Annotated in this window: 14 protein-coding genes, 1 tRNA gene and 1 pseudogene; 7 read left to right on the plus strand and 9 right to left on the minus strand. The window is 68.5% G+C overall.

What is annotated here, in order from left to right; translation table 11 throughout:
- Positions 1 to 39: 39 nt before the first annotated feature.
- Genes SPHPHY_RS0112470 through SPHPHY_RS0112480 form a run of 3 tightly spaced genes read left to right on the plus strand, consistent with a single transcriptional unit; the run spans position 40 to position 2629 of the window.
- Positions 40 to 705 carry a DUF969 domain-containing protein gene (locus SPHPHY_RS0112470; RefSeq protein ID WP_022687022.1) on the plus strand — a complete coding sequence of 222 codons (666 nt, stop codon included), beginning with the start codon at positions 40 to 42 and terminating at the stop codon, positions 703 to 705.
- Entirely contained in the window at positions 702 to 1607 is a 906-nt protein-coding gene (locus SPHPHY_RS0112475) for a DUF979 domain-containing protein (protein WP_022687023.1), read from the plus strand. Before SPHPHY_RS0112470 ends, SPHPHY_RS0112475 begins: the two co-directional genes overlap by 4 nt.
- Entirely contained in the window at positions 1604 to 2629 is a 1026-nt protein-coding gene (locus SPHPHY_RS0112480; RefSeq protein ID WP_022687024.1) for a DUF2891 domain-containing protein, read from the plus strand. Before SPHPHY_RS0112475 ends, SPHPHY_RS0112480 begins: the two co-directional genes overlap by 4 nt.
- A 73-nt stretch (positions 2630 to 2702) precedes the next feature.
- Here the strand turns inward: SPHPHY_RS0112480 and SPHPHY_RS0112485 are convergent, their stop codons facing one another.
- From SPHPHY_RS0112485 to SPHPHY_RS0112495, 3 genes are read right to left on the minus strand one after another with little or no spacing between them, the layout of a single operon-like run.
- Positions 2703 to 5045, minus strand: coding sequence for a xanthine dehydrogenase family protein molybdopterin-binding subunit (locus SPHPHY_RS0112485; protein ID WP_022687025.1), 2343 nt, complete (start codon positions 5043 to 5045; stop codon positions 2703 to 2705).
- The gene (locus SPHPHY_RS0112490) at positions 5042 to 6031 is read right to left on the minus strand and encodes an FAD binding domain-containing protein (RefSeq protein ID WP_022687026.1); all 990 of its coding nucleotides are present in this window, start codon (positions 6029 to 6031) and stop codon (positions 5042 to 5044) included. The genes SPHPHY_RS0112485 and SPHPHY_RS0112490 overlap by 4 nt, the downstream gene beginning before the upstream one ends.
- Positions 6028 to 6534, minus strand: a complete 507-nt coding sequence (locus tag SPHPHY_RS0112495; protein WP_022687027.1) for a 2Fe-2S iron-sulfur cluster-binding protein — start codon at positions 6532 to 6534, stop codon at positions 6028 to 6030. Before SPHPHY_RS0112495 ends, SPHPHY_RS0112490 begins: the two co-directional genes overlap by 4 nt.
- Before the next feature lie 199 nt (positions 6535 to 6733).
- Between SPHPHY_RS0112495 and SPHPHY_RS0112500 the strand changes: the two genes are divergently transcribed.
- Positions 6734 to 8044 (plus strand): metal-dependent hydrolase family protein, encoded by a 1311-nt coding sequence (locus SPHPHY_RS0112500; protein ID WP_051148429.1) that lies wholly within the window; start codon positions 6734 to 6736, stop codon positions 8042 to 8044.
- 41 nt (positions 8045 to 8085) lie between these two features.
- Positions 8086 to 10131 carry an alpha/beta hydrolase family protein gene (locus tag SPHPHY_RS0112505; RefSeq protein ID WP_022687029.1) on the plus strand — a complete coding sequence of 682 codons (2046 nt, stop codon included), beginning with the start codon at positions 8086 to 8088 and terminating at the stop codon, positions 10129 to 10131.
- 64 nt (positions 10132 to 10195) lie between these two features.
- Here SPHPHY_RS0112505 and SPHPHY_RS0112510 read toward each other — a convergent pair whose 3' ends face one another.
- Both SPHPHY_RS0112510 and SPHPHY_RS0112515 read right to left on the minus strand, forming a co-directional pair.
- Positions 10196 to 11902, minus strand: coding sequence for a cation acetate symporter (locus tag SPHPHY_RS0112510; RefSeq protein WP_022687030.1), 1707 nt, complete (start codon positions 11900 to 11902; stop codon positions 10196 to 10198).
- A complete protein-coding gene (locus SPHPHY_RS0112515; protein ID WP_022687031.1) occupies positions 11899 to 12210 on the minus strand; it encodes a DUF485 domain-containing protein in 312 nt (103 codons plus the stop codon). The genes SPHPHY_RS0112510 and SPHPHY_RS0112515 overlap by 4 nt, the downstream gene beginning before the upstream one ends.
- A gap of 1982 nt (positions 12211 to 14192) precedes the next feature.
- Between SPHPHY_RS0112515 and SPHPHY_RS22790 the strand changes: the two are divergent.
- Positions 14193 to 14264: pseudogene (locus tag SPHPHY_RS22790) on the plus strand (hypothetical protein); the annotation flags it as partial.
- A gap of 295 nt (positions 14265 to 14559) precedes the next feature.
- Positions 14560 to 16023, plus strand: coding sequence for a family 43 glycosylhydrolase (locus SPHPHY_RS22795; protein WP_419554973.1), 1464 nt, complete (start codon positions 14560 to 14562; stop codon positions 16021 to 16023).
- A gap of 67 nt (positions 16024 to 16090) precedes the next feature.
- On the opposite strand, the gene pncB is transcribed toward SPHPHY_RS22795, so the two are convergent.
- From pncB to SPHPHY_RS0112540, 4 genes are all read right to left on the minus strand, one after another.
- On the minus strand, positions 16091 to 17395 hold the full coding sequence (pncB, locus tag SPHPHY_RS0112525) for a nicotinate phosphoribosyltransferase (protein WP_022687033.1): 1305 nt from the start codon (positions 17393 to 17395) through the stop codon (positions 16091 to 16093).
- Between the two features lie 3 nt (positions 17396 to 17398).
- Positions 17399 to 18700: an Hsp70 family protein gene (locus tag SPHPHY_RS0112530; RefSeq protein WP_028056872.1), complete on the minus strand. Its 1302-nt coding sequence runs from the start codon at positions 18698 to 18700 to the stop codon at positions 17399 to 17401.
- A gap of 19 nt (positions 18701 to 18719) precedes the next feature.
- A tRNA-Arg gene (locus SPHPHY_RS0112535) sits at positions 18720 to 18796 on the minus strand.
- A 35-nt stretch (positions 18797 to 18831) separates the two neighbouring features.
- On the minus strand, positions 18832 to 19179 hold the full coding sequence (locus SPHPHY_RS0112540) for an ArsC family reductase (protein ID WP_022687035.1): 348 nt from the start codon (positions 19177 to 19179) through the stop codon (positions 18832 to 18834).
- Positions 19180 to 19235 lie beyond the last annotated feature (56 nt).

The raw sequence follows: 19235 nt of genomic DNA on the forward strand, positions 1-19235 counted from the left end.
GTCTCGCCTCATGGCTCCCACCCGCAGAACCGCCGCTAGATGCTCGTCCTCGCCGGTATCGTCGTCATCGCCGCGGGCTTCCTGCTCCGCTTCAACCCACTGCTCGTCATCGCCGCGTCCGCGCTCGTCACGGGCCTCGCCGCCGGGCTGGACCCGCTGAAGATCCTCGCCACGTTCGGCCACGCCTTCAACGACACGCGCTACGTCACCGCGATCTACATGGTGCTCCCCGTCATCGGCTTGCTGGAGCGCCGCGGGCTGCAGGCGCGCGCCCGCGCACTGGTCGCCACCTTGCGCGGCGCGACCGCAGGGCGGCTGCTCACCGGCTATCTCCTGTTCCGGCAGCTCACCGCCGCGCTCGGCCTCACCTCGGTCGCCGGCCCGGCGCAGACCGTCCGCCCGCTCGTCGCGCCGATGGCGGAGGCCGCCGCCGACCGGCAGGGCGCCTCCCCCGACGATGCCGAGCACGTGAAGGCGATGGCCGCCGCCACCGACAATATCGGGCTGTTCTTCGGCGAGGACATCTTCATCGCGATCGGCTCGATCCTGCTCATGAAGGGCGTGCTGGAGGGCTATGGCATCGTCCTCGAACCCTTCCAGCTGTCGGTGTGGGCGATCCCCACCGCGATCGCCGCGTTCGTGATCCACGCCACGCGCCTGCTGCTGCTCGACCGGCGGCTGACGCAGCGCGGGGCCGGGCGATGATCGGGCTCAACATCGTCTACGGTGCCGCCGGGATCGTCTTCGCGATCTTCGCGCTGCTCTCCGCGCGCGACCGGCGCCTCGCCAATGCCGCCTTCTTCGCGCTGATCGCCTTGTCGTTCCTCGCCGGCGACCGGCTCGGCGACGTCGCCAACGGCGTGCTCGTGCTCACGCTCGTCGCGATCGCCGCTTCGGGCCGGATGAAGCGCGCCGCCCCCGCCGCGCCGGCCGAGGATCGCCACGGCGCGCGTGTCTTCGTACCCGCGCTCGTCATCCCCGCCACCGCGCTGCTCGGCACGCTCGCGTTCAAGCAACTCCCCGGCCTGATCGATCCGAAGCAGGCGACGCTGGTCGCGCTGACGATCGGCACGATCGCCGCGCTGGCGCTCTGTCACGCCATGCTGCGCGCCCGCGCCCTCGAGCCGTTCGTTGCCGGTCGCGGGTTGATCGACGACATCGGCTGGGTCGCGATCATGCCGCAGATGCTCGCCAGCCTCGGCGCGGTCTTCGCGCTGGCGGGGGTGGGCGAGGTCGTCGGCGCGCTGATCGGCACGGTGATCCCGGCCGGCAGCGTCATCGGCGCGGTGCTCGCCTATGCGCTCGGCATGGCGCTGTTCACGATCGTTATGGGCAACGCCTTCGCCGCCTTTCCGGTGATGGCGGCGGCGGTCGGCGTGCCGCTGCTGATCCGGCAGGCCGGCGGCGACCCGGCGATCGTCGCCGCGATCGGGATGCTTGCCGGCTTCTGCGGCACGCTGATGACCCCGATGGCCGCCAACTTCAACCTGCTCCCTGCCGCCTTGCTCGACCTGAAGGACCGTTACGGCGTGATCCGCGCGCAGGTGCCGACCGCGGTGCCGCTGCTCGCCTTCAACATCCTGCTGCTCTACGCGATGATCGCATGACCGAAATGCCCCCGCTCGCTCTCGACCACGCCACGGCCCAGCGCTTCGCCACGATGACGCTGGGGCATGTCGGCCGTGAATATCCCGGCGTGCTGCAGCACGTGCTCAACGGCCCGGACGACGCGCGGACACCGTCGCAGCTCCACCCGATCTTCCACGGCAGCTTCGACTGGCACAGCTGCGTCCACGGGTGGTGGCAGCTGCTGCGCCTGATCCGCCGCTATCCCGACCTTGCCGTCGCCCCGGCGATCCGCGCGCGCGCCGCCATGATGCTCGTCCCCGACAAGGTCGCGGGCGAGATCGCCTATCTCGACCGCCCCGGCACCGCGACGTTCGAGCGCCCTTATGGCTGGGCATGGGCGCTCGCCCTGCACGACGAAGCCGCGCGCCACGATGCACCATGGGCCACCGCGCTCGAACCTCTCGCGTTGCTGTTCGCAGCGCGGTTCCGCGCGATCCTGCCGCGCATGACCTATCCGTTGCGCGTCGGCACGCACTTCAACACCGGGTTCGCGCTGACGCTCGCCTGGGATTGGGCGGCGACCCGCGATCCGGAACTGCGCGCGCAGATCGCCGCCGCCGTCCCGCGCTGGTTCGCCGACAACCGCGACTGTCAGGCGTGGGAACCGGGCGGCGACGAATTCCTCTCACCCGCGCTCAGCGAGGCGCTGGTCATGAGCCGCGTTCTCGACGCCCCCACCTTTCGCCTGTGGTTCGACGCCTTTCTGCCGCGCGTCGCCGATGGCCAGCCCGCCACGTTGTTCGTCCCCGCCACCGTCTCCGACCGCTCCGATGGGAAGATCGCGCATCTCGACGGGCTGAACCTCAGCCGCGCATGGTGCTGGCGCGCGATCGCCGCCGCACTCGGCCCTGCGCACCCGGTCGCGGCGCGCGCCAAACGCGCCGCGACCGATCACCTCGCCGCCAGCCTGCCGCACCTCGGCAGCGACTATATGGGCGAGCATTGGCTGGCCACCTTCGCGCTGCTCGCGCTGGAGGTGCCCCTGCCGGAAGCGCGATAACCCGCGCTTCTCCGGGACAGGATGATGCCATCCCGCTTCGGCGACGCGAGAAGCGCTGCCTGACGCATCCACGCTACAGCAACTTGTCGAGCGTGATCGGCAGGTCGCGCACCCGCTTGCCGGTCGCGTGCCACACCGCGTTCGCCACCGCGGCCGCCACCCCGGTGATCCCGATCTCGCCGATGCCATGCGCGCCCATCGGCGTGTGCGGGTCCGGAATGTCGGTCCAGATCACGTCGATCTCCGGCACGTCGAGGTGCACCGGCACATGATATTCGGCGAGGCTCGGGTTCATGATCCGCCCGTTGCGCTCGTCGAACTGCGTCTCCTCCATCAACGCCATGCCCAGGCCCATGATGATCCCGCCGCGGAACTGGCTGGCGGCGGTGCGCGGGTTCAGGATGCGCCCGCAATCGAACGATCCCAGGAAGCGGCTGACGCGCAGCTCGCCGGTGACGGCGTTCACCCGAACCTCGCAGAACAAGGCGCTGTGCGAGTGCATCGACCAGTGCATCAACTCCAGCGGCGGCGACCCCGCCTTCGTCACCGACACGCTGTCGCGCTGCGCGCGTGCCAGGATCGAGGCATAGCTTTCGCGCCGCGCCGGATCGTCGCGCTTCGCCAGCCCGCCGCCCTCGCTGCCGACCTCGTCGGGCGACAGCCCGGCCAGCGGCGAGTCGTTGCCCGCCAGCGTCAGCAGCTCGGCGACCAACGCATTGTGCGCTGCGATCACCGCCGCGCCGATCGCCGCGGTCTGCTGCGATCCGCCCGCCATGATCGCGCCGGGGATCGCACTGTCGCCATAGCCGACGTCGATCTGCGCCATCGGCAGCCCAAGCCGCTCGGCCGCGACGATCGCGGTGGTGGTGGACGTGCCCATCCCCATCTCAGCCGCCGCTACCTCCACCGACGCGCGCACCGTATCGCCGTCGCGCGTCAGCGTGATCCGCGCCTCGGCGCCCGGCATCCGATAATAGGGATAGGTGCCGGTCGCGCATCCGGTGCCGATCAACCACTCGCCCTCGCGCCGCACGCCCGGCGTCGCGTCGCGTCCCGACCAGCCGAACCGCTCCGCGCCCTGCCGCCACGCCGTGACGATGTTGCGGGACGAGAACGGCAGCCCGTTGACCGGGTCCTTCTCCGGCTCGTTGTGTATCCGCAGCTCGACCGGATCGATGCCCAGCTTGGTCGCCAGTTCGTCGATCGCCGCTTCCAGCGCGAACGTGCCCACCGCCTCGCCCGGCGCGCGCATGAAGGTGTTGGCCAGCATGTTCATCTTCGCTACCTCCACCTTCAACGCGATGTGCGGCGCGGCATAGGTGCAGCGCGTGCCCAGGATGAACGGCTCGGGCATGTTGTTATGCGCGGTCATCACCGACAGGCCGGTATGGATGATCGCGTCGAAGGTCCCGTCGGCCTGTGCGCCGATCGCGACACGCTGCTCGGTCAACGTGCGTCCGCCGACCGTGCGATAGACGCCCTCGCGCGACAGCGTGACGCGCACCGGCCGGCCGGCCAGCTTCGCCGCCGCCGCGCCGATCACCTGATGGTCCCACAATCCCTTGCTGCCGAATCCGCCGCCGACATAGGGCGAGGTCAGCCGCACCTTGCCCTCCTCGACGCCGAACACTTCGCCGATCGTCCCGGCCTGCTGCGTCACCATCTGGCTGGCGTCGTGGATCACCAGTTCGTCGCCCACCCACGCGATCGTCGCGGCGTGCGGCTCGATCGGATTGTGGTTGTGCCGCGGCGTGCGATATTGGTGATCGACCTTCACCGTCGCCGCCGCCAGCGCCGCCTCGGCATCGCCGATGTCGTTGCGCAGCGGCTGGCCGAAGAACATCCCCTGCTCGATCCCGTTCGCCTTCGCGCCTGCCAGCGTCGTCGTCGACGGTTCCTCGGCATAGGTGAAGCGCAGCAGCGCGGCGGCGTGATCGGCCTGCTCCTGTGTCTCCGCCAGCACGCACGCGACCGGTTGCCCGTTCCAGTGCACGCGGTCGTCCTGGAAGATCGGGAGGTCGGCCGGGCCGACCGCGTTCGGTGCCGAACCGAACACCGGCGGCGTCTTCATCCGCGGCGCATTGCGATGCGTCATCACCAGCACCACGCCCGGCGCCGCCTCCGCCGCCGCGCTGTCGATCGCCGCGATCCGCCCGCGCGGGATCGTCGCAAAGGCGAGCGCGGCATAGACCATGTCGTCGAAGCGGAATTCGGCGGCGAACTTCGCCGTGCCCTTCACCTTCAACGCGCCGTCCAGCCGCGACACCGGCGTCCCGATCAGCCCGTGCTTGCGCGCGATCAGCGGGTCGGGCACGCCGCCCGGTATCCAGCTGTCGGGGGCCAGCGGCACCAGTTTCTCCATGGCGCTCTGCACCAGTCCCTGCGCCGCCTGCTTGGCGGTATCGACGATGCTCATGCCATCTCTCCCTGCGCCAGCTGGCTCAGCACCGCCACCAGCGTGCGGGTGGCAAGCGCCGGCTTGAACGCATTGTCGCGCAGCACCTGCGCGTCGGCGAACTCGCGTGTCGCGGCCGCGCGGAACGCCGCCTCCGTCGCGGCGCCACCGCGTAACGCGTCCTCGGCCCTGGTCGCGCGCCACGGCTTGTGCGCCACGCCGCCGAACGCGATCCGCACGTCGGCGATGTGGTCGCCGTCCAGCTCCAGCGCCGCCGCGACCGAGATCAGCGCGAACGCATAGCTCGCCCGGTCGCGCACCTTCCGATAGGTCGAATGTGCCGCGATCGGCAGTGCCGGCAGCTCGACCGCGGTGATCAGCTCGCCCGGTGCCAGCACGGTGTCGCGTTCCGGCCGGTCGCCCGGCAAGCGGTGCAGCTCTCCGAACGGCAGCTTTCGCGCGCCACCCGCACCCTCGACATGCACCACCGCGTCGAGCGCGGCGAGCGCCACGCACATGTCGGACGGATGAGTCGCGACGCATGCCTCGGATGCGCCCAGTACCGCGTGGATGCGCGTGAACCCGTCGCGCGCGTCGCACCCCGTACCCGGCGCGCGCTTGTTACAGCGCGATCCGGCGGTGTCGTAGAAATAGGTGCAGCGCGTCCGCTGTAGCAGGTTGCCACCCACCGTCGCCATGTTGCGGATCTGCGCCGATGCGCCCGCCAGGATCGCGCGCGACAGCATCGGATAGCGGGTGCGGACCGCGCGATGCTCGGCCAGCGCGGTGTTGCGCACTCCGGCGCCGATCAACAGCCCGCCGCCATCCGTTTCGGTGATCGCGTCCGACAATGCGGTGACGTCGACCAGCCGTTCCGAATGCGCCACCGTCTCGCGCAGCAGGTCGACCAGGTTGGTGCCTCCGCCCAGATAGGCGGCGTTCGGCTCCGCGCCCATCCGCAGCGCCTCGGCGGTATCGGTGGCGCGTGCGTAGCTGAACGGCGTCATGCGTCGATGTCCGCCGATAACGTGCCCCGGATGGCATCGATGATCCCATTATGTGCACCGCACCGGCATAAATTGCCGCTCATGCGCTCCTGGACCTCCTCGCGGGTCATCGAAAACGCGCCCGACAGGTCACCGGTCACGTGGCTGGGCACTCCACGCTTCGCCTCCGCCGCCATGCCGATCGCGGAGCAGATCTGCCCCGGCGTGCAATAACCGCACTGGAATCCGTCATGCTTGATGAACGCCGCCTGCAACGGATGCAGCGCGTCGCCTTCCGCAAGCCCTTCGATCGTCGTGATTTCGCGGCCTTCATACTGCACCGCCAGCGCGAGGCACGACAGGATGCGCTCGCCGTCGGCCAGCACCGTGCACGCGCCGCACGCACCCTGGTTGCACCCCTTTTTGGTGCCGGTCAGGTGCAACGTCTCGCGCAGGTGATCCAACAGCGACACGCGCGGATCGGTCGGGGGTGCCACCGGCATCCCATTGATGATGATCGACATCCTCTTCTCCGCTCCGCTCGGGCACGACGTGGCCGGAAACAAAGGATAACAATCATTTCGCCGCCGGGAAGCCCGCGCGGGGGCCGCGCACGATTAAAATGCGTCAATCTGGCCGCGGCCTGCACCACGGCGCATCGACACATGCCCGCTTGCCATGCCGCCCCGCTTCGGCAAGCATATGCCAAAAGGGGAAAAGTTCATGATGAAGGCGTTCCTGCTCGGCGCGGCGGCCATCGCCGCACCCACGGTCGCGGCGCAGACCTTGCCGGCCGCGGTCACCTATATCCAGGCGGGCACCCTGCTCGACCGTCCCGGCAGCGCGCCACGCGGCGCCACCACGATCATCGTACGCGACGGGAAAGTGGCCGAACTTCGCGACGGCTTCGTCGCACCCGAACCGGGCGCGCGCGTCGTGGACCTGCGCAACGCCTTCGTCATGCCGGGCATGGTCGACATGCACGTTCACTTGTGGGGGATCGGAGGCGATCCGATGAAGGCGCGGCTCGGCGCACTCACCCGCGACCGCTTCGATGACGAGATGACCGCCGTCGCGAACGCCCGCACCACGCTTGAAGCGGGCTTCACCTCGGTACGCGATCTCGGCGGCGATCCGCGCGGTATCCGTGCGTTACGCGACGCGATCGACGCCGGCACCGTCGAAGGCCCGTCGATCACGAACGCCGGCGAGATGATCTCGGTCACCGGCGGGCATGGCGACGGCGGCAACGGCCTCGCCGAAGAATTCGCCGACGTCGTCCACTCGCATGAGGTAAACCTGTGCGACGGCCCCGACGATTGCCGACGGGCGGTCCGCGCGCAAGTTTCGCTGGGTGCGCGCGTCATCAAGTTCGCCGCGACCGGCGGCGTGCTATCGAACGTCAGCGGTGGGCTCGGCCGCGCAATGACGCCAGAGGAAATGCGCGCCATCATCGACACCGCGCACGCACTCGGCCGCAAGGTGGCCGCGCACAGCCACGCCGCCGAGGGAACGAAGGCGGCGCTGGAGGCTGGCGTGGACTCGATCGAGCACGGGACCTTCCTCGACGACGACACGATCCGGCTCTTCAAGGCGAAGGGCGCGTATCTGGTCCCGACCGAAATCGCCCCGGTCGCGGCACTGGCGCAGGCGCGTGGCGGCGCGCTGCCGCCCGCCACGATCGTCAAGGCCGAGGAAGCCGCCGCCGCCATGGCCGTCAATCATCGCCGCGCGTATGCCGCGGGCGTCAAGGTCGCGTTCGGAACCGATACCGGCGTATCGAAGCATGGCGACAACGCCACCGAGTTCGCGCTGCTGGTACAGAACGGCCTTACTCCGACACAGGCGATCGTCGCCGCGACCGTGTCCGCGGCCGACCTGCTCGGCCGCAACGACATCGGTACGTTGGCGCCCGGCAAGACCGCCGACATCATCGCCGTCGCCGGCTCGCCGTTGCAGGACGTCACGCGGCTGCAGCACGTAGATTTCGTCATGCACCGCGGCGTCGTCGCCAAGGCGGCCGGCGGGCGTTGATCCGCTCGTCCCGCTCCCGATCTCTCCCCAAGGAACCCAGCGTGCGCCTATCCCTCGCCATCGCCCTGCTCGCCGCCACGTCCGCCAGCGCGCAGCAGCAGCCGAATGCCGTCCCCGCCACCGCGCCCGATCGCGCCTTCACCGGCGCCGACCTGTTCGGCCTGTCGATTGCCGCCGATCCGCAGATCAGCCCGGACGGCAGGACGATCGTCTACGTCCGCCGCACCGCCGACGTCATGACCGATCGCATGGCCTCGTCGCTGTGGCTGATCGACGTCGCTTCGGGCCGCCAGTCACCGTTCGCCACGCAGGGGTCCAGCCCGCGCTGGTCACCCGACGGCACGCGCGTGGCCTATGTCGCGGGCGATGGCGACGGCTCGCAGTTGTTCGTCCGCTGGCTGGCAACCGGCGCCAGCGCACGCGTAACGGCGTTTCCTGGCGATCCGCAGGCACTCGCCTGGTCACCGAACGGTACGCGCCTCGCCTATGTCGCGACCGTCGCGGGAGATCCGACCACGCTCGGCAAGGCCCCACCGAAGCCCGAGGGCGCGAAATGGGCCGAGCCGCTGACGGTCATCGACCGCATCAACTATCGCAACGACGGCCCCGGCTATGTGAAGCCCGGCCGCGACCATCTGTTCGTCGTCGCTGCGGAAGGCGGCGCCGCGCGGCAGCTCACGTTCGGCCCCTATGATGACGGCGGACCGCTGTCCTGGACCCCGGACTCGCGCGAGATCGTGTTCGCCGCGATCCGTGGTCCCGATGCCGAGCGACAGGTAATGAACTCGGACGTGATCGCGGTCGATGTCGCCAGCGGGGCGCTGCGCACGCTCACCACCCGCGACGGTCCGGACGGGCAGCCGCGGGTCTCGCCGGACGGCACGCGGATCGCGTGGCTCGGCTTCGACGACAAACGCCGCAGCTATGAGAATACGCAATTATACGTGGGGCAGCGCGACGCCGCCGATCCGCGCTCGCTCACGGCTGCGCTCGACCGCGCGATCGAGGAAGCGATCTGGGCAGCGGACGGTCGCAGCCTCTACGCCAGCTATGACGATCGCGGGCAGCGCCGCATCGCACGGATCGCGCTCGACGGCCGCACCACGCCGTTGGTCGACAATGTCGCAGGCGGTGGCCTCGATCGCCCCTATACCGGGGGCGACTTCTCGGTCGCGAAGAACGGAACGGTCGCCTACACCGGCGGTGATGCCAGTACGCCTGCGGACGTCTGGATCTGGTCGGGCGGCAAGGCGCGCCGGCTGACACAACTCAACGCGGTGATGACCTCGGCCAAGGCGCTCGCGCCGGTCCGCAAGATCGCGGTCACCGCGCCCGACGGCCGCGCCATCGACGCCTGGCTCGCCACCCCGCCCGGTCGCGCGCCTGGCACGCGCGTGCCGCTGATCCTCGAGATCCACGGTGGTCCCAACAGCGCCTACGGCCCCGGCTTCGCTACCGACGTGCAGCTCTACGCCGCCGCCGGTTACGCCGTGCTGTGGACCAACCCGCGCGGCTCGACCTCCTACGGAGCCGAGTTCGCGAACCTGATCGACAAGAAATATCCTGCCGACGATTACGGCGACCTGATCGCCGCGGTCGATGCTGCGATCGGCGACGGGACTGCGGACGCCGACAACCTCTTCGTCACCGGGGGCTCGGGGGGCGGCGTGCTGACCGCGTGGATCGTCGGCAAGACCGATCGCTTCAAGGCCGCCGCCACGCAGAAGCCGGTCATCAACTGGACCAGCGAGGCGCTGACGATGGACAACACGCTGTTCACTTCGCGCTACTGGTTCACCAAGCTGCCTTGGGAAGATCCCATGGGTTACTGGAACCGCTCGCCGCTCAGCCTGGTCGGGAACGTCAAGACCCCGACGCTGGTGGTGGTCGGCAGCGACGATTATCGCACGCCGGTTTCGGAATCCGAGCAATATTACGCCGCGCTCCAGATCCGCGGCGTGCCAACGGCGCTGGTAAAGGTGCCGGGCGCCAGCCACGGCGGCTTCACCGCCCGCCCGTCGCAATCAGCGGCCAAGGCGTCAGCGATCCTCGCCTGGTTCGATCGGTACCGAACTCCCGCAAAATAAAGCCTCGAACGTGGCCAAGCGTCACCCGGGCTCACCGGGGTGACGCTTGGCCTAGCGGACCGCTCTAATGCGCTGAGGCCCCCGCAGCGCCGATGCCCGTCTCGGCGCGGACGCGCTGCGCGAGATAGCCGCCGCGGTCCACCGCCGCGCGCGCGGAGCGGTCGAGCAAGGATACCAGCCAGATTGTCAGGAACGCTGCCGGCATCGAGAAGATCGCCGGCGACGAATAAGGAAAGATCGCCGCCGGATGGCCGAGGATCTTCTCCCACACCGCCGGCGACAGCACCGTCAACACCACCGCCAGCACCAGCCCCAGCGTACCGCCCGCGACGACGCCGCGCGTCGTGCATCCCTTCCAGAACAGCGACAGCAACAGCACCGGGAAATTCCCCGAGGCGGCCACCGCGAAGGCAAGGCTGACCATGAACGCGACGTTCTGCTTTTCGAAGACGATCCCCAGCAGGATCGCCGCCACCGCCAGCACCAGCACCGTACGTCGCGACACGCGCAATTCCGCGGCGGGATCGGCGTCCCCCTTGCGGAACACCGTCGCATACAGATCGTGGCTCACCGCCGAGGCACCCGACAGCGTCAGCCCGGCGACGACCGCCAGGATCGTCGCGAACGCCACCGCGCTAATGAAGCCGAGAAACAGATTGCCGCCCACCGCATGCGCGAGGTGGATCGCCGCCATGTTGCCGCCACCTGCCAGCCCGCCTGCGGGATCGAGATAACGCGGCTCGGTGGCGACCAGCACGATCGCACCGAACCCGATGATGAAGGTCAGGAGGTAGAAGTAACCGATCCACCCCGTCGCCCACAGCACCGATCGCCGCGCCGCCTTCGCATCGGGCACCGTGAAGAAGCGCATCAGGATGTGCGGCAGTCCGGCGGTGCCAAACATCAGCGCCAGCCCGAACGAAACCGCCGATATCGGGTCCTTGATGAAATTGCCCGGCCCCATGATCGACCGGCCCTTCGCCGCCGCCGCCGCCGGATCGACGCCGGCCGCGCTCGCCAGCCCGGTCTTGATCGCCACTGCACGCGCGAACAGCGCCTCGAACGAAAAGCCGAACTGCGACAGCACCGCCAGCGCCATGAACGTCGCGCTGCCCAGCAGCAGCACCGCCTTGACGATCTGCACCCACGTCGTCGCGGTCATCCCGCCGAACAGCACGTACAGCGTCATCAGCACGCCGACGATGACGACCGCATATTCATAGCGCAGGCCGAACAGCAGTTTGATCAGCTGCCCCGCTCCCACCATTTGCGCGATCAGGTAGAACAATACGACGGTCAGCGTGCTGATGGCGGCGAATGTTCGCACCGGCGGCTGCGCGAAGCGAAAGCTGGCGACATCGGCGAAGGTGTAGCGCCCCAGGTTGCGGAGCCGCTCCGCCATCAGGAACAGGATGATCGGCCATCCGACGAGGAACCCGATCGAATAGATCAGACCGTCATAGCCGTCCGCGAAGATCTGCGCCGAGATGCCGAGGAAGGACGCCGCCGACATGAAGTCGCCGGCGATCGCAAGGCCGTTCTGGAAGCCGGTGATCCCGCCGCCCGCGGTGTAGAAATCCTGCACCGTTCGCGTCCGCCGCGACGCCCAGCGCGTGATCGCCAGCGTCAGCAGCGCGAACGCCGCGAACATCGCGATCGCCGTCCAGTTCGTCGCCTGCTGCACCGTCTGTCCGGCCACCCCATCCGCCAGCGCGGGCGCAGGCAACAGCGCGATCGTCGTGGCGACCGCGCCCGCTCGCAGGCGCCTCACGCGTGCGGCTCGCCGCGCAGTGCTGCGGTCAGCGGGTCGAAGGTCCGCGCCGCACGCCGCACGTAAACGCCGGTCAGCACGATTGCGAGCACGATCACCCCGAAGCCGACGACGATCCCGATCGAGGTCACGCCAGCCCCGATCGGTCGCGCCAACAATGCCTTGTCGAACGCGATCAGCAGGATGAAGGCGAGGTACGCGACCAGCATCACGCCCGTCAGCGCCCAGGTGAACCGCCCCCGCTCACGCACCAGCGCGATATAGCGCGGGTCCGCCGCGATCCGTGCGGCCTCGGCTTCGTCCATCATCGCTCTCCCTTTCCCGGACATGATGCAGAGAAGCGACGGCCGCGCAAGCCCAGGGCGATACTGGAAGTCCCTGTCGCCGTCTTCGGCGCGACCCACGGTTGCTGACCGGATTGCAGCTTGCGGCAGACCAAATGTCCGACATAATGCCGCCACATAGACGGTCGGGCGCGCAAGTCGACGCCGGGCGGAATTGGGAGAGCCCGGATGAACGATACCTTGCGCACCCCGCGAGTGGTGCTCCTCGCGATGGCAGCCGCCGTTCTGACCGGCGCCAGCCATCCAGCCGATCCGCTCGCCGCGGCCGTGGCCGAGGCGCTTCGCACCGACCCTGCCTTTACCGCCCCGCTACGCGGCAACGTCACCCTTCCCGACAGCGCCGTGGCGCTTTCTTCGCTGGCCGACCGACCGGATGTGGCAGGCGCGCACATCGCGTGGAAATCGTCGCACCCGGCGACGATCTCGGACGCGGACCGCGGCAGCGGGGCGGACACGGTGCGTAAGGGCGTCGTCACGCGTGGCGCGACCGACCGACGCGTCCGCCTGACCGCTACCGTTACCTTGCCGGGTCGGCGCCCGCTGCCGGTCCCGCTCGATGTCACGGTGTCGGCTGCGTCTGCCGCACCGCCCCCGCCATCCGCCTATGTCTTCGTCTATTTTACCGGAAATACGATCGACGGCGAAAAGCTGCGCCTTGCCATTTCCGACGGCAATAACGCCTTGAAATGGAAGACGTTGAACGACGCACAACCGATCCTCTCATCGGGTGAAGGCACGCGCGGCTTGCGCGATCCGTTCATCATGCGCTCGGCGGAGGGCGACCGATTCTTCCTGCTCGCCACCGATCTCTCCACCGGCCGCACCGGATGGGATACCGCCACCAGCCAGGGGAGCCGTTACCTTGAGATCTGGGAGTCGACCGACCTGATCCATTGGGGCAAGCAACGTCATATCCGCGTCAACCTGCCCGGTGCCGGCATGACCTGGGCACCCGAGGGCAGCTACGACCCGACGATCGGCGCTTACGTCATCTACTGGACCTCGACGCTCTACAAGGACGCCGCGCACAAGGTAGAGGACGGAGACGGCCCACAGATCCTGACCGCCACCACCCGCGATTTCCGGAGCTTCACCGCGCCCGAGCCGTGGTTCAAGGCCGCCGACGTGCCGGGTGCCGTCAAGTCCAAGGGCATGATCGACGCGACCGTCATGAAGAACGGCGACCGTTATTACCGCTTTACCAAGATCAGCGACGCGCACGGCTGCCCATCCGGCGATATTCTCGCGCAGGTCTCGCCCAGGCTGCGCGCCGGTGGTGCATCGGGCGGGTGGAAGATCATCGACCGCTGCATCGGCCGCCGTAGCGGCACGCCGGAGGTGGAAGGGCCGAGCGCCTTCGTCGCCAATCCCGGGGATCTCGGCGGCTTCAAATACTTCCTGTGGGTCGATGACTACGGCGGTGTCGGCTACATTCCACTCGCGACCAATTCGCTCGCCGGCAAAATCTCCTGGACCTATCCGCGCGACTTCGACCTGCCCGCCTCACCGCGCCACGGCGCGGTCATGGCGATCACGGCACGCGAACGCGATGCGCTCGTCGCGCACTGGAGCCGCCCCGCCCTTGTTGCGTCAGATGTCCGCGATAGCTGGATCGTCCCGCCGGTGCTCGCGTCGGGCACGCGCCTGCCCGTTCCGGCAGGCCATACCGCCACATGGCACGCCGATGATCGCGCGCTGTCCGGCGGCGTGCTCACCAATCCTGCCGCGGCCGAGCGCCTCGTGCGCCTTACCGGCACGCTGACGCGCCCCGACGGTACGACCTTCGCCAAGCACTTCACCGTACGCCTGCTCGGCAGCACCGCGCGCCGCCTCGAAGCTTATTCGCGCACGCCCACCACCGCGCATGACGCCAACCAGCCGACCGTGGCACGCAGCGTCCATCTCGCGCTCGCCGGTGCCGACGGTCGCCCGGTGCCGCTGAACGACGACTATGGCGTGCTGTTCGCGCGCGGCGATTATGTCGGTGTCGACCGCGTCGCGCTACGCGGGATCGCTGACCCCTCGCTCTTCTACTTCGCCGACGGAGCACTCGGCATCATCGCGTCGCGCGTCGACATGTCCGGCACTCCCGATGCTGCCGCCACCGCGACGCTCGTCTTCCGCAGCGATCCGCAGCACCCCGCCGATTTCGTCGAGCTCGGCACGCTGGACCTTCGCGCCACCGGCACCGTTGCAAAGCCGCGGGCGACCTACGACAGCGCCACCCGCCGCTACGTCGTGTCGTGGAGCGACGACACCGGCCGACCGCACTGGACGACCGTCGCCGATCTCGCGCGCACCGAATGGCGCGACATGCCTCTTCAACCGACAGACGGTGGCCGGCGCCGCCGGATCGTCGCGGCCGGCAACGTCGGCGATCCTCGCACAGGCGCTGTCGCCACCATCGAGCTCGACACGCTGCCGGTCGACGCCGACGTGGCGACCGCGCTTACCCGCCGGTTCGATCGCGTCGTCAACATCACCGCCGAGGTCACGCCGCAGACGATTGCGCCACGACAGGCCACCGTGCTGCGCAACTCGCGCGCGACGTTGCGCTATTCCGACGGTTCCACCGCCACCCGCGCGGTCGACTGGGATGTCGCCGACGTAGCGCGCCTCGATCGCCCCGGCCGGTATCTGGTCCACGGCACCGTCCGGCAGCGCGCCTACCCACAGATCTTCGCCTACAACCGTGCCGATCCCGACATCTTTCGCTGGAAACGCGACGGGCGGGTCCGCTACCTCTTGGTCGCCACCGACGACACGAACAACGGCAACGTCGCCTCGCCGCATCTACCGCTCCGCATCGCCGACACGATCGCCGACCTCGCCGACGATCATGGTGGCCGCGCCCGCGAGATCGACTTGCTCAACCGCCGCACCCGCCGCGACCGCACCGTCGAGGGCCGCGTCATCGCCGGCTGCTATTGGGCCCCCGAACTGCATGAGATCGGCGGCAAACTCTCGATCCTGTTCGCCCCGTGCTTCAACCCTGAGGATGATCAGTCGAACGAAGGCGGTGCCTGGCTGCGCGTCGAGTCGCATATCATCCAGTTGCGCGACGGCGGTGATCCCGCGAACCCCGCCGACTGGTCGCAACCGGCGGCAATCCGCAAGGCCGACGGCACTCCGCTCGGCCGTGCGGAGATGCCCGCCAACATCAGCCTCGACATGTCCTTCTTCACGGTCGGCGGTCAGAGCTATTACACTTGGTCGCAGCGCTATCTGGCGGGTCCAAGCCCACTCGGTGACCCGCTGACATGGATCGCGAAGGTTGACCCCACCCGCCCGACCCGCCTGGCAGGAGCGCCGGCCCCGATCATCGCGCCCGACACGTCGGTCGAGGAGAACCTGGCCGAGGGCGCCTTCGCGCTCCGACAGAACGGGCGACTCACGCTCGTGTACTCCAGCTCCGGTGTTAGCCCGACCTATGTCGTCAACGGCATCTCCGCACCCGTCGACGCCGATCTCACGCGGATCGATTCATGGCGAAAATGGCAGGCCCCCCTCCAGAAAAGCATGTCGATGCCCGAAGGCGTTACCGACTATCGCCGCTACGAACAGGGACCGGGCCATGGCGCCTTCACCACCGATGAGGACGGTAACGAACTCTACGTCTATCATACGTGGGGCAACGGCGTCGGCGGCGACGGCCGCGACGCGCGCGTCCGTCGCCTGCACTGGGCCGCCGACGGTCGCCCGCTGCTCGACATGACGGCCGACGAGGAAGTCGCCCCCGCCAATCGCCGGGTCGCTATGACGGTGACCGTCCGCTAGCGACCCCGGTAGCCGGAGCCTCGACGCCATATCGAACAGCCCCGACGGACAACGAACCGAGCGCGGGTCAGACGGCCACCGGCACCGCTTGTCGCTCGGCATCGCCGAACACGCGGAGGTAGCGAGCGATCTCCTCCGGCGCTCCCGTCGCCTTCTCGGGATTGTCCGACAGCTTCACTGCCGGCCGGTCATTCGCGCTCACCACCTTGCAGACCAGCGAGATCGGCTCCAGCCCCGCAGCGCCTTCCGGATCGCAGCCCCTGAAGTCGTTGGTCAGGTTCGTACCCCAGCCGAAGCTGGTCCGCACGCGCCCATTGAAATGGCGATACGTCGCTGCGATCGAATCCACGTCCATGCCATCGGAGAAGATCAACAATTTCTCGCGCGGATCGCGGCCATGCGCGCGCCACCATGCAATGATCCGCTCACCCGCCTCGACCGACGGCGCGCTGTCCGGACGAAAGCCGGTCCAGTCCGCAACCCAATCCGGCGCATCGCGCAGGAACGCCGCACTACCGAACGCATCCGGAAGCGCGATCAGCAGGTTGCCGCCATAGGCCTGCCGCCATTCGTCGAGCACGCGGTACGGCGCGCTCGCCAACGTGGCGTCATCGGGTGCGAGCGCGGCAGCGACCATCGGCAATTCGTGCGCGTTGGTTCCGATCGCCTCCAGGTCATGGTCCATCGCCAGCAGTACGTTCGACGTGCCGATGAATCGCGGACCCAGCCCCTCCTTCAGCGCCTCGACACACCAACGCTGCCACAGAAAGCCGTGCCGCCGCCGCGTCCCGAAATCGGACAAGGCAAGTTCGGGCAGTTCGCGCAGCCGCTCGACCTTGTCCCACAGTTTCGCCTTCGCGCGCGCATACAGCACGTCGAGCGTGAACCGCCCCTTCCCACGCAGCGCCGCCCGCGCGCGCAGCTCGTTGACGATCGCCAGCGCCGGGATTTCCCACATCGTGGTGTCGGTCCATGGCCCCTCGAACCGCAGCTCGAATTGCCCGTCGACCTGCCGCAGGTCGTACTCGGGGAGTTGGAAAGCGGCGAGCCACGCTAGGAAGTCGGGCGCGAACATCCGCGCCTCGCCGTAAAAGCTGTTACCCGCCAGCCAGATCAGCTCCTTCTTCGTGAACCTCAGCCCGCGTGCATGATCGAGCTGCGCGCGCAGCTCACCCTGGTCGATCACCTCGGCCAGCCGCACCGTTCGCGTGCGGTTGATCAGCGCGAAGGTCGCGGTCGTGTCGCGATGCCGGCGCCAGATCAGCTGAAGCATGAGCAATTTGTAGAAATCGGTATCGAGCAGGCTGCGCACGATCGGATCGAGCCGCCAGCCATGATCCCAGGTGCGCGTCGCAATGTCGGTATAGACCATCGCTCAGGCCGCCCACGGCGTTATGTCGGGCTCCGCACCGATCAGCGCGAGACCATGTGCGATCGAGGTCAGCTCGCCGCCGGTGGCGATCCGCTCCGCGCCAAACCGCCGATCGAACAGCGCGCGGATCGCGGGGATCAGGGACGAGCCGCCGGTCAGGAACACGCGATCGACCGCGCCCGCCTCCACCCCGCCGCGGACCAGTGCTGCATCCAGGGCGGCCTCGATCCGGACGAGATCATCGGCGATCCAGCGCTCGAAATCGGCGCGCGCAACGTCCGCCGCGATCCGCACTCCGCCCCCCTCGAACGCGAATTCGGCATGTTCAGCGCCCGACAGCGCACGCTTCAGCCGCCCGACCGCATCGTAGAGCGGAAAGCCCTGCTCTTCCTCGACCAGCGCGATCATTCGCCCGATCGCATCGGGATCGAGCGCATCGCGTTGCAGGCGCCGCAATTCCTCGAGCGTCTTGCGGTTACGCATCATCGCGAGTCGCGACCAGTCCGCAACGTCGTTGAAATAGCCGCCGGGTATTTCGAGCACCTTGCCGAATGAGCGATATTCGCCGCCTTTGCCAAGCAGCGGCAGCACCAGTTGCGACACGATCCGTTGATCGAACCGGTCGCCTGCGATGCCGACGCCGGTCGAGGCGAGTGGAACGCAGCGGCGCACCGCGCCGGGTGCGGCGACTCGCACCAGCGAGAAGTCGGTCGTACCGCCGCCGAAATCGGCAACTAGGATCGTCGCCGGTTCGCTCAGCCGTGCGGCAAAGCTGTGCGCGGCGCCCAGCGGTTCGTAGACGTAGTGCACCTCCGTCCCGAACTCGCGCAGCATCGCATCATAGCGTCGCCGCGCCAGTGCGGCATCGGGACGCGCGCCGGCATATTCGACTGGGCGTCCTACGACGACGCGGTGCGGACGGTCGTCGAGCTGCCCGCCGGCATGGCGCACCAGCTTCTGGAGCAGCAACCGCCCAAGGTCCTCGAACCGCATCGGGCGGTTGAAGATCGTCGCGCGTTCGAACAGCGGACTGGCGGCGACGGTCTTGAATGACTGGACGAAGCGGCTGTCGAGCGGCGACTGGAGATATTCGGCGATGGCCCATGGCCCCGCCTCGTGCGCGATGCCGTTCCAGCCCTGCTCGTCTTCCCAGAAGCATAGCGCCGAGCGGAACACCGCCCCGGTCGCCTCCGCTCCCGTAAACTCGATCAGCCGCGCATCGCCGGCGCCGTCGGCTTGCGCGACGACGGTGTTGGTGGTGCCGAAATCCAGCCCGAGCGCCGGTATCGCCGGTTCGCGTGACACGCCATGCTCCGTCGCCAATTGGTGCCCCCGGCGAGATTCGAACTCACGGCCTGCGGTTTAGGAAACCGTCGCTCTATCCTGCTGAGCTACGGGGGCACGGGCGATTTCTCTAGATTTCGGCGTCCGCCCGGTCAACCGAACAGCGCGGCATACCGTTCGGGCTTGAACCCGACCTCGATGCGGCCGCCGTCGACCAGCACCGGGCGCTTGATCGTGGAAGGATTTGCGATCATCAGCGCTCGTGCCTTAGCGCGATCCAGATCGGCCTTGTCGGCGTCGGGCAGCTTGCGGAACGTCGTGCCGGTGCGATTGAGCAGCGGCTCCCATCCGACCGCGTCGATCCAGCGATCGAGCGCGGCAGCATCGACGCCCGCTTTCTTGTAGTCGTGAAGGACGAACGGGACGTCCTGCGTAGCTAGCCACGTGCGCGCCTTCTTGATGGTGTCGCAATTGGGGATGCCGTACATGGTCGTCGTCATCGTTCCTCTTTCTCGCTCGCAGGTAATCCGCCGCGTGCCACACCGCAAAATCCATA

This window comes from Sphingomonas phyllosphaerae 5.2, from assembly GCF_000419605.1.
In the GTDB taxonomy this organism is placed as follows: domain Bacteria; phylum Pseudomonadota; class Alphaproteobacteria; order Sphingomonadales; family Sphingomonadaceae; genus Sphingomonas; species Sphingomonas phyllosphaerae_B.

Bases quoted from the DNA above. Each gene is read 5' to 3' on its own strand.
- SPHPHY_RS0112480 (WP_022687024.1), top strand. From the start codon at position 1,604: ATGACCGAAATGCCCCCGCTCGCTCTCGACCACGCCACGGCCCAGCGC.
- SPHPHY_RS0112495 (WP_022687027.1), bottom strand. From the start codon at position 6,534: ATGTCGATCATCATCAATGGGATGCCGGTGGCACCCCCGACCGATCCG.
- SPHPHY_RS0112540 (WP_022687035.1), bottom strand. From the start codon at position 19,179: ATGACGACGACCATGTACGGCATCCCCAATTGCGACACCATCAAGAAG.
- SPHPHY_RS0112490 (WP_022687026.1), bottom strand. From the start codon at position 6,031: ATGACGCCGTTCAGCTACGCACGCGCCACCGATACCGCCGAGGCGCTG.
- SPHPHY_RS0112515 (WP_022687031.1), bottom strand. From the start codon at position 12,210: ATGATGGACGAAGCCGAGGCCGCACGGATCGCGGCGGACCCGCGCTAT.
- SPHPHY_RS22795 (WP_419554973.1), top strand. From the start codon at position 14,560: ATGCCTCTTCAACCGACAGACGGTGGCCGGCGCCGCCGGATCGTCGCG.
- SPHPHY_RS0112475 (WP_022687023.1), top strand. From the start codon at position 702: ATGATCGGGCTCAACATCGTCTACGGTGCCGCCGGGATCGTCTTCGCG.
- SPHPHY_RS0112500 (WP_051148429.1), top strand. From the start codon at position 6,734: ATGATGAAGGCGTTCCTGCTCGGCGCGGCGGCCATCGCCGCACCCACG.
- SPHPHY_RS0112470 (WP_022687022.1), top strand. From the start codon at position 40: ATGCTCGTCCTCGCCGGTATCGTCGTCATCGCCGCGGGCTTCCTGCTC.
- pncB (WP_022687033.1), bottom strand. From the start codon at position 17,395: ATGGTCTATACCGACATTGCGACGCGCACCTGGGATCATGGCTGGCGG.
- SPHPHY_RS0112485 (WP_022687025.1), bottom strand. From the start codon at position 5,045: ATGAGCATCGTCGATACCGCCAAGCAGGCGGCGCAGGGACTGGTGCAG.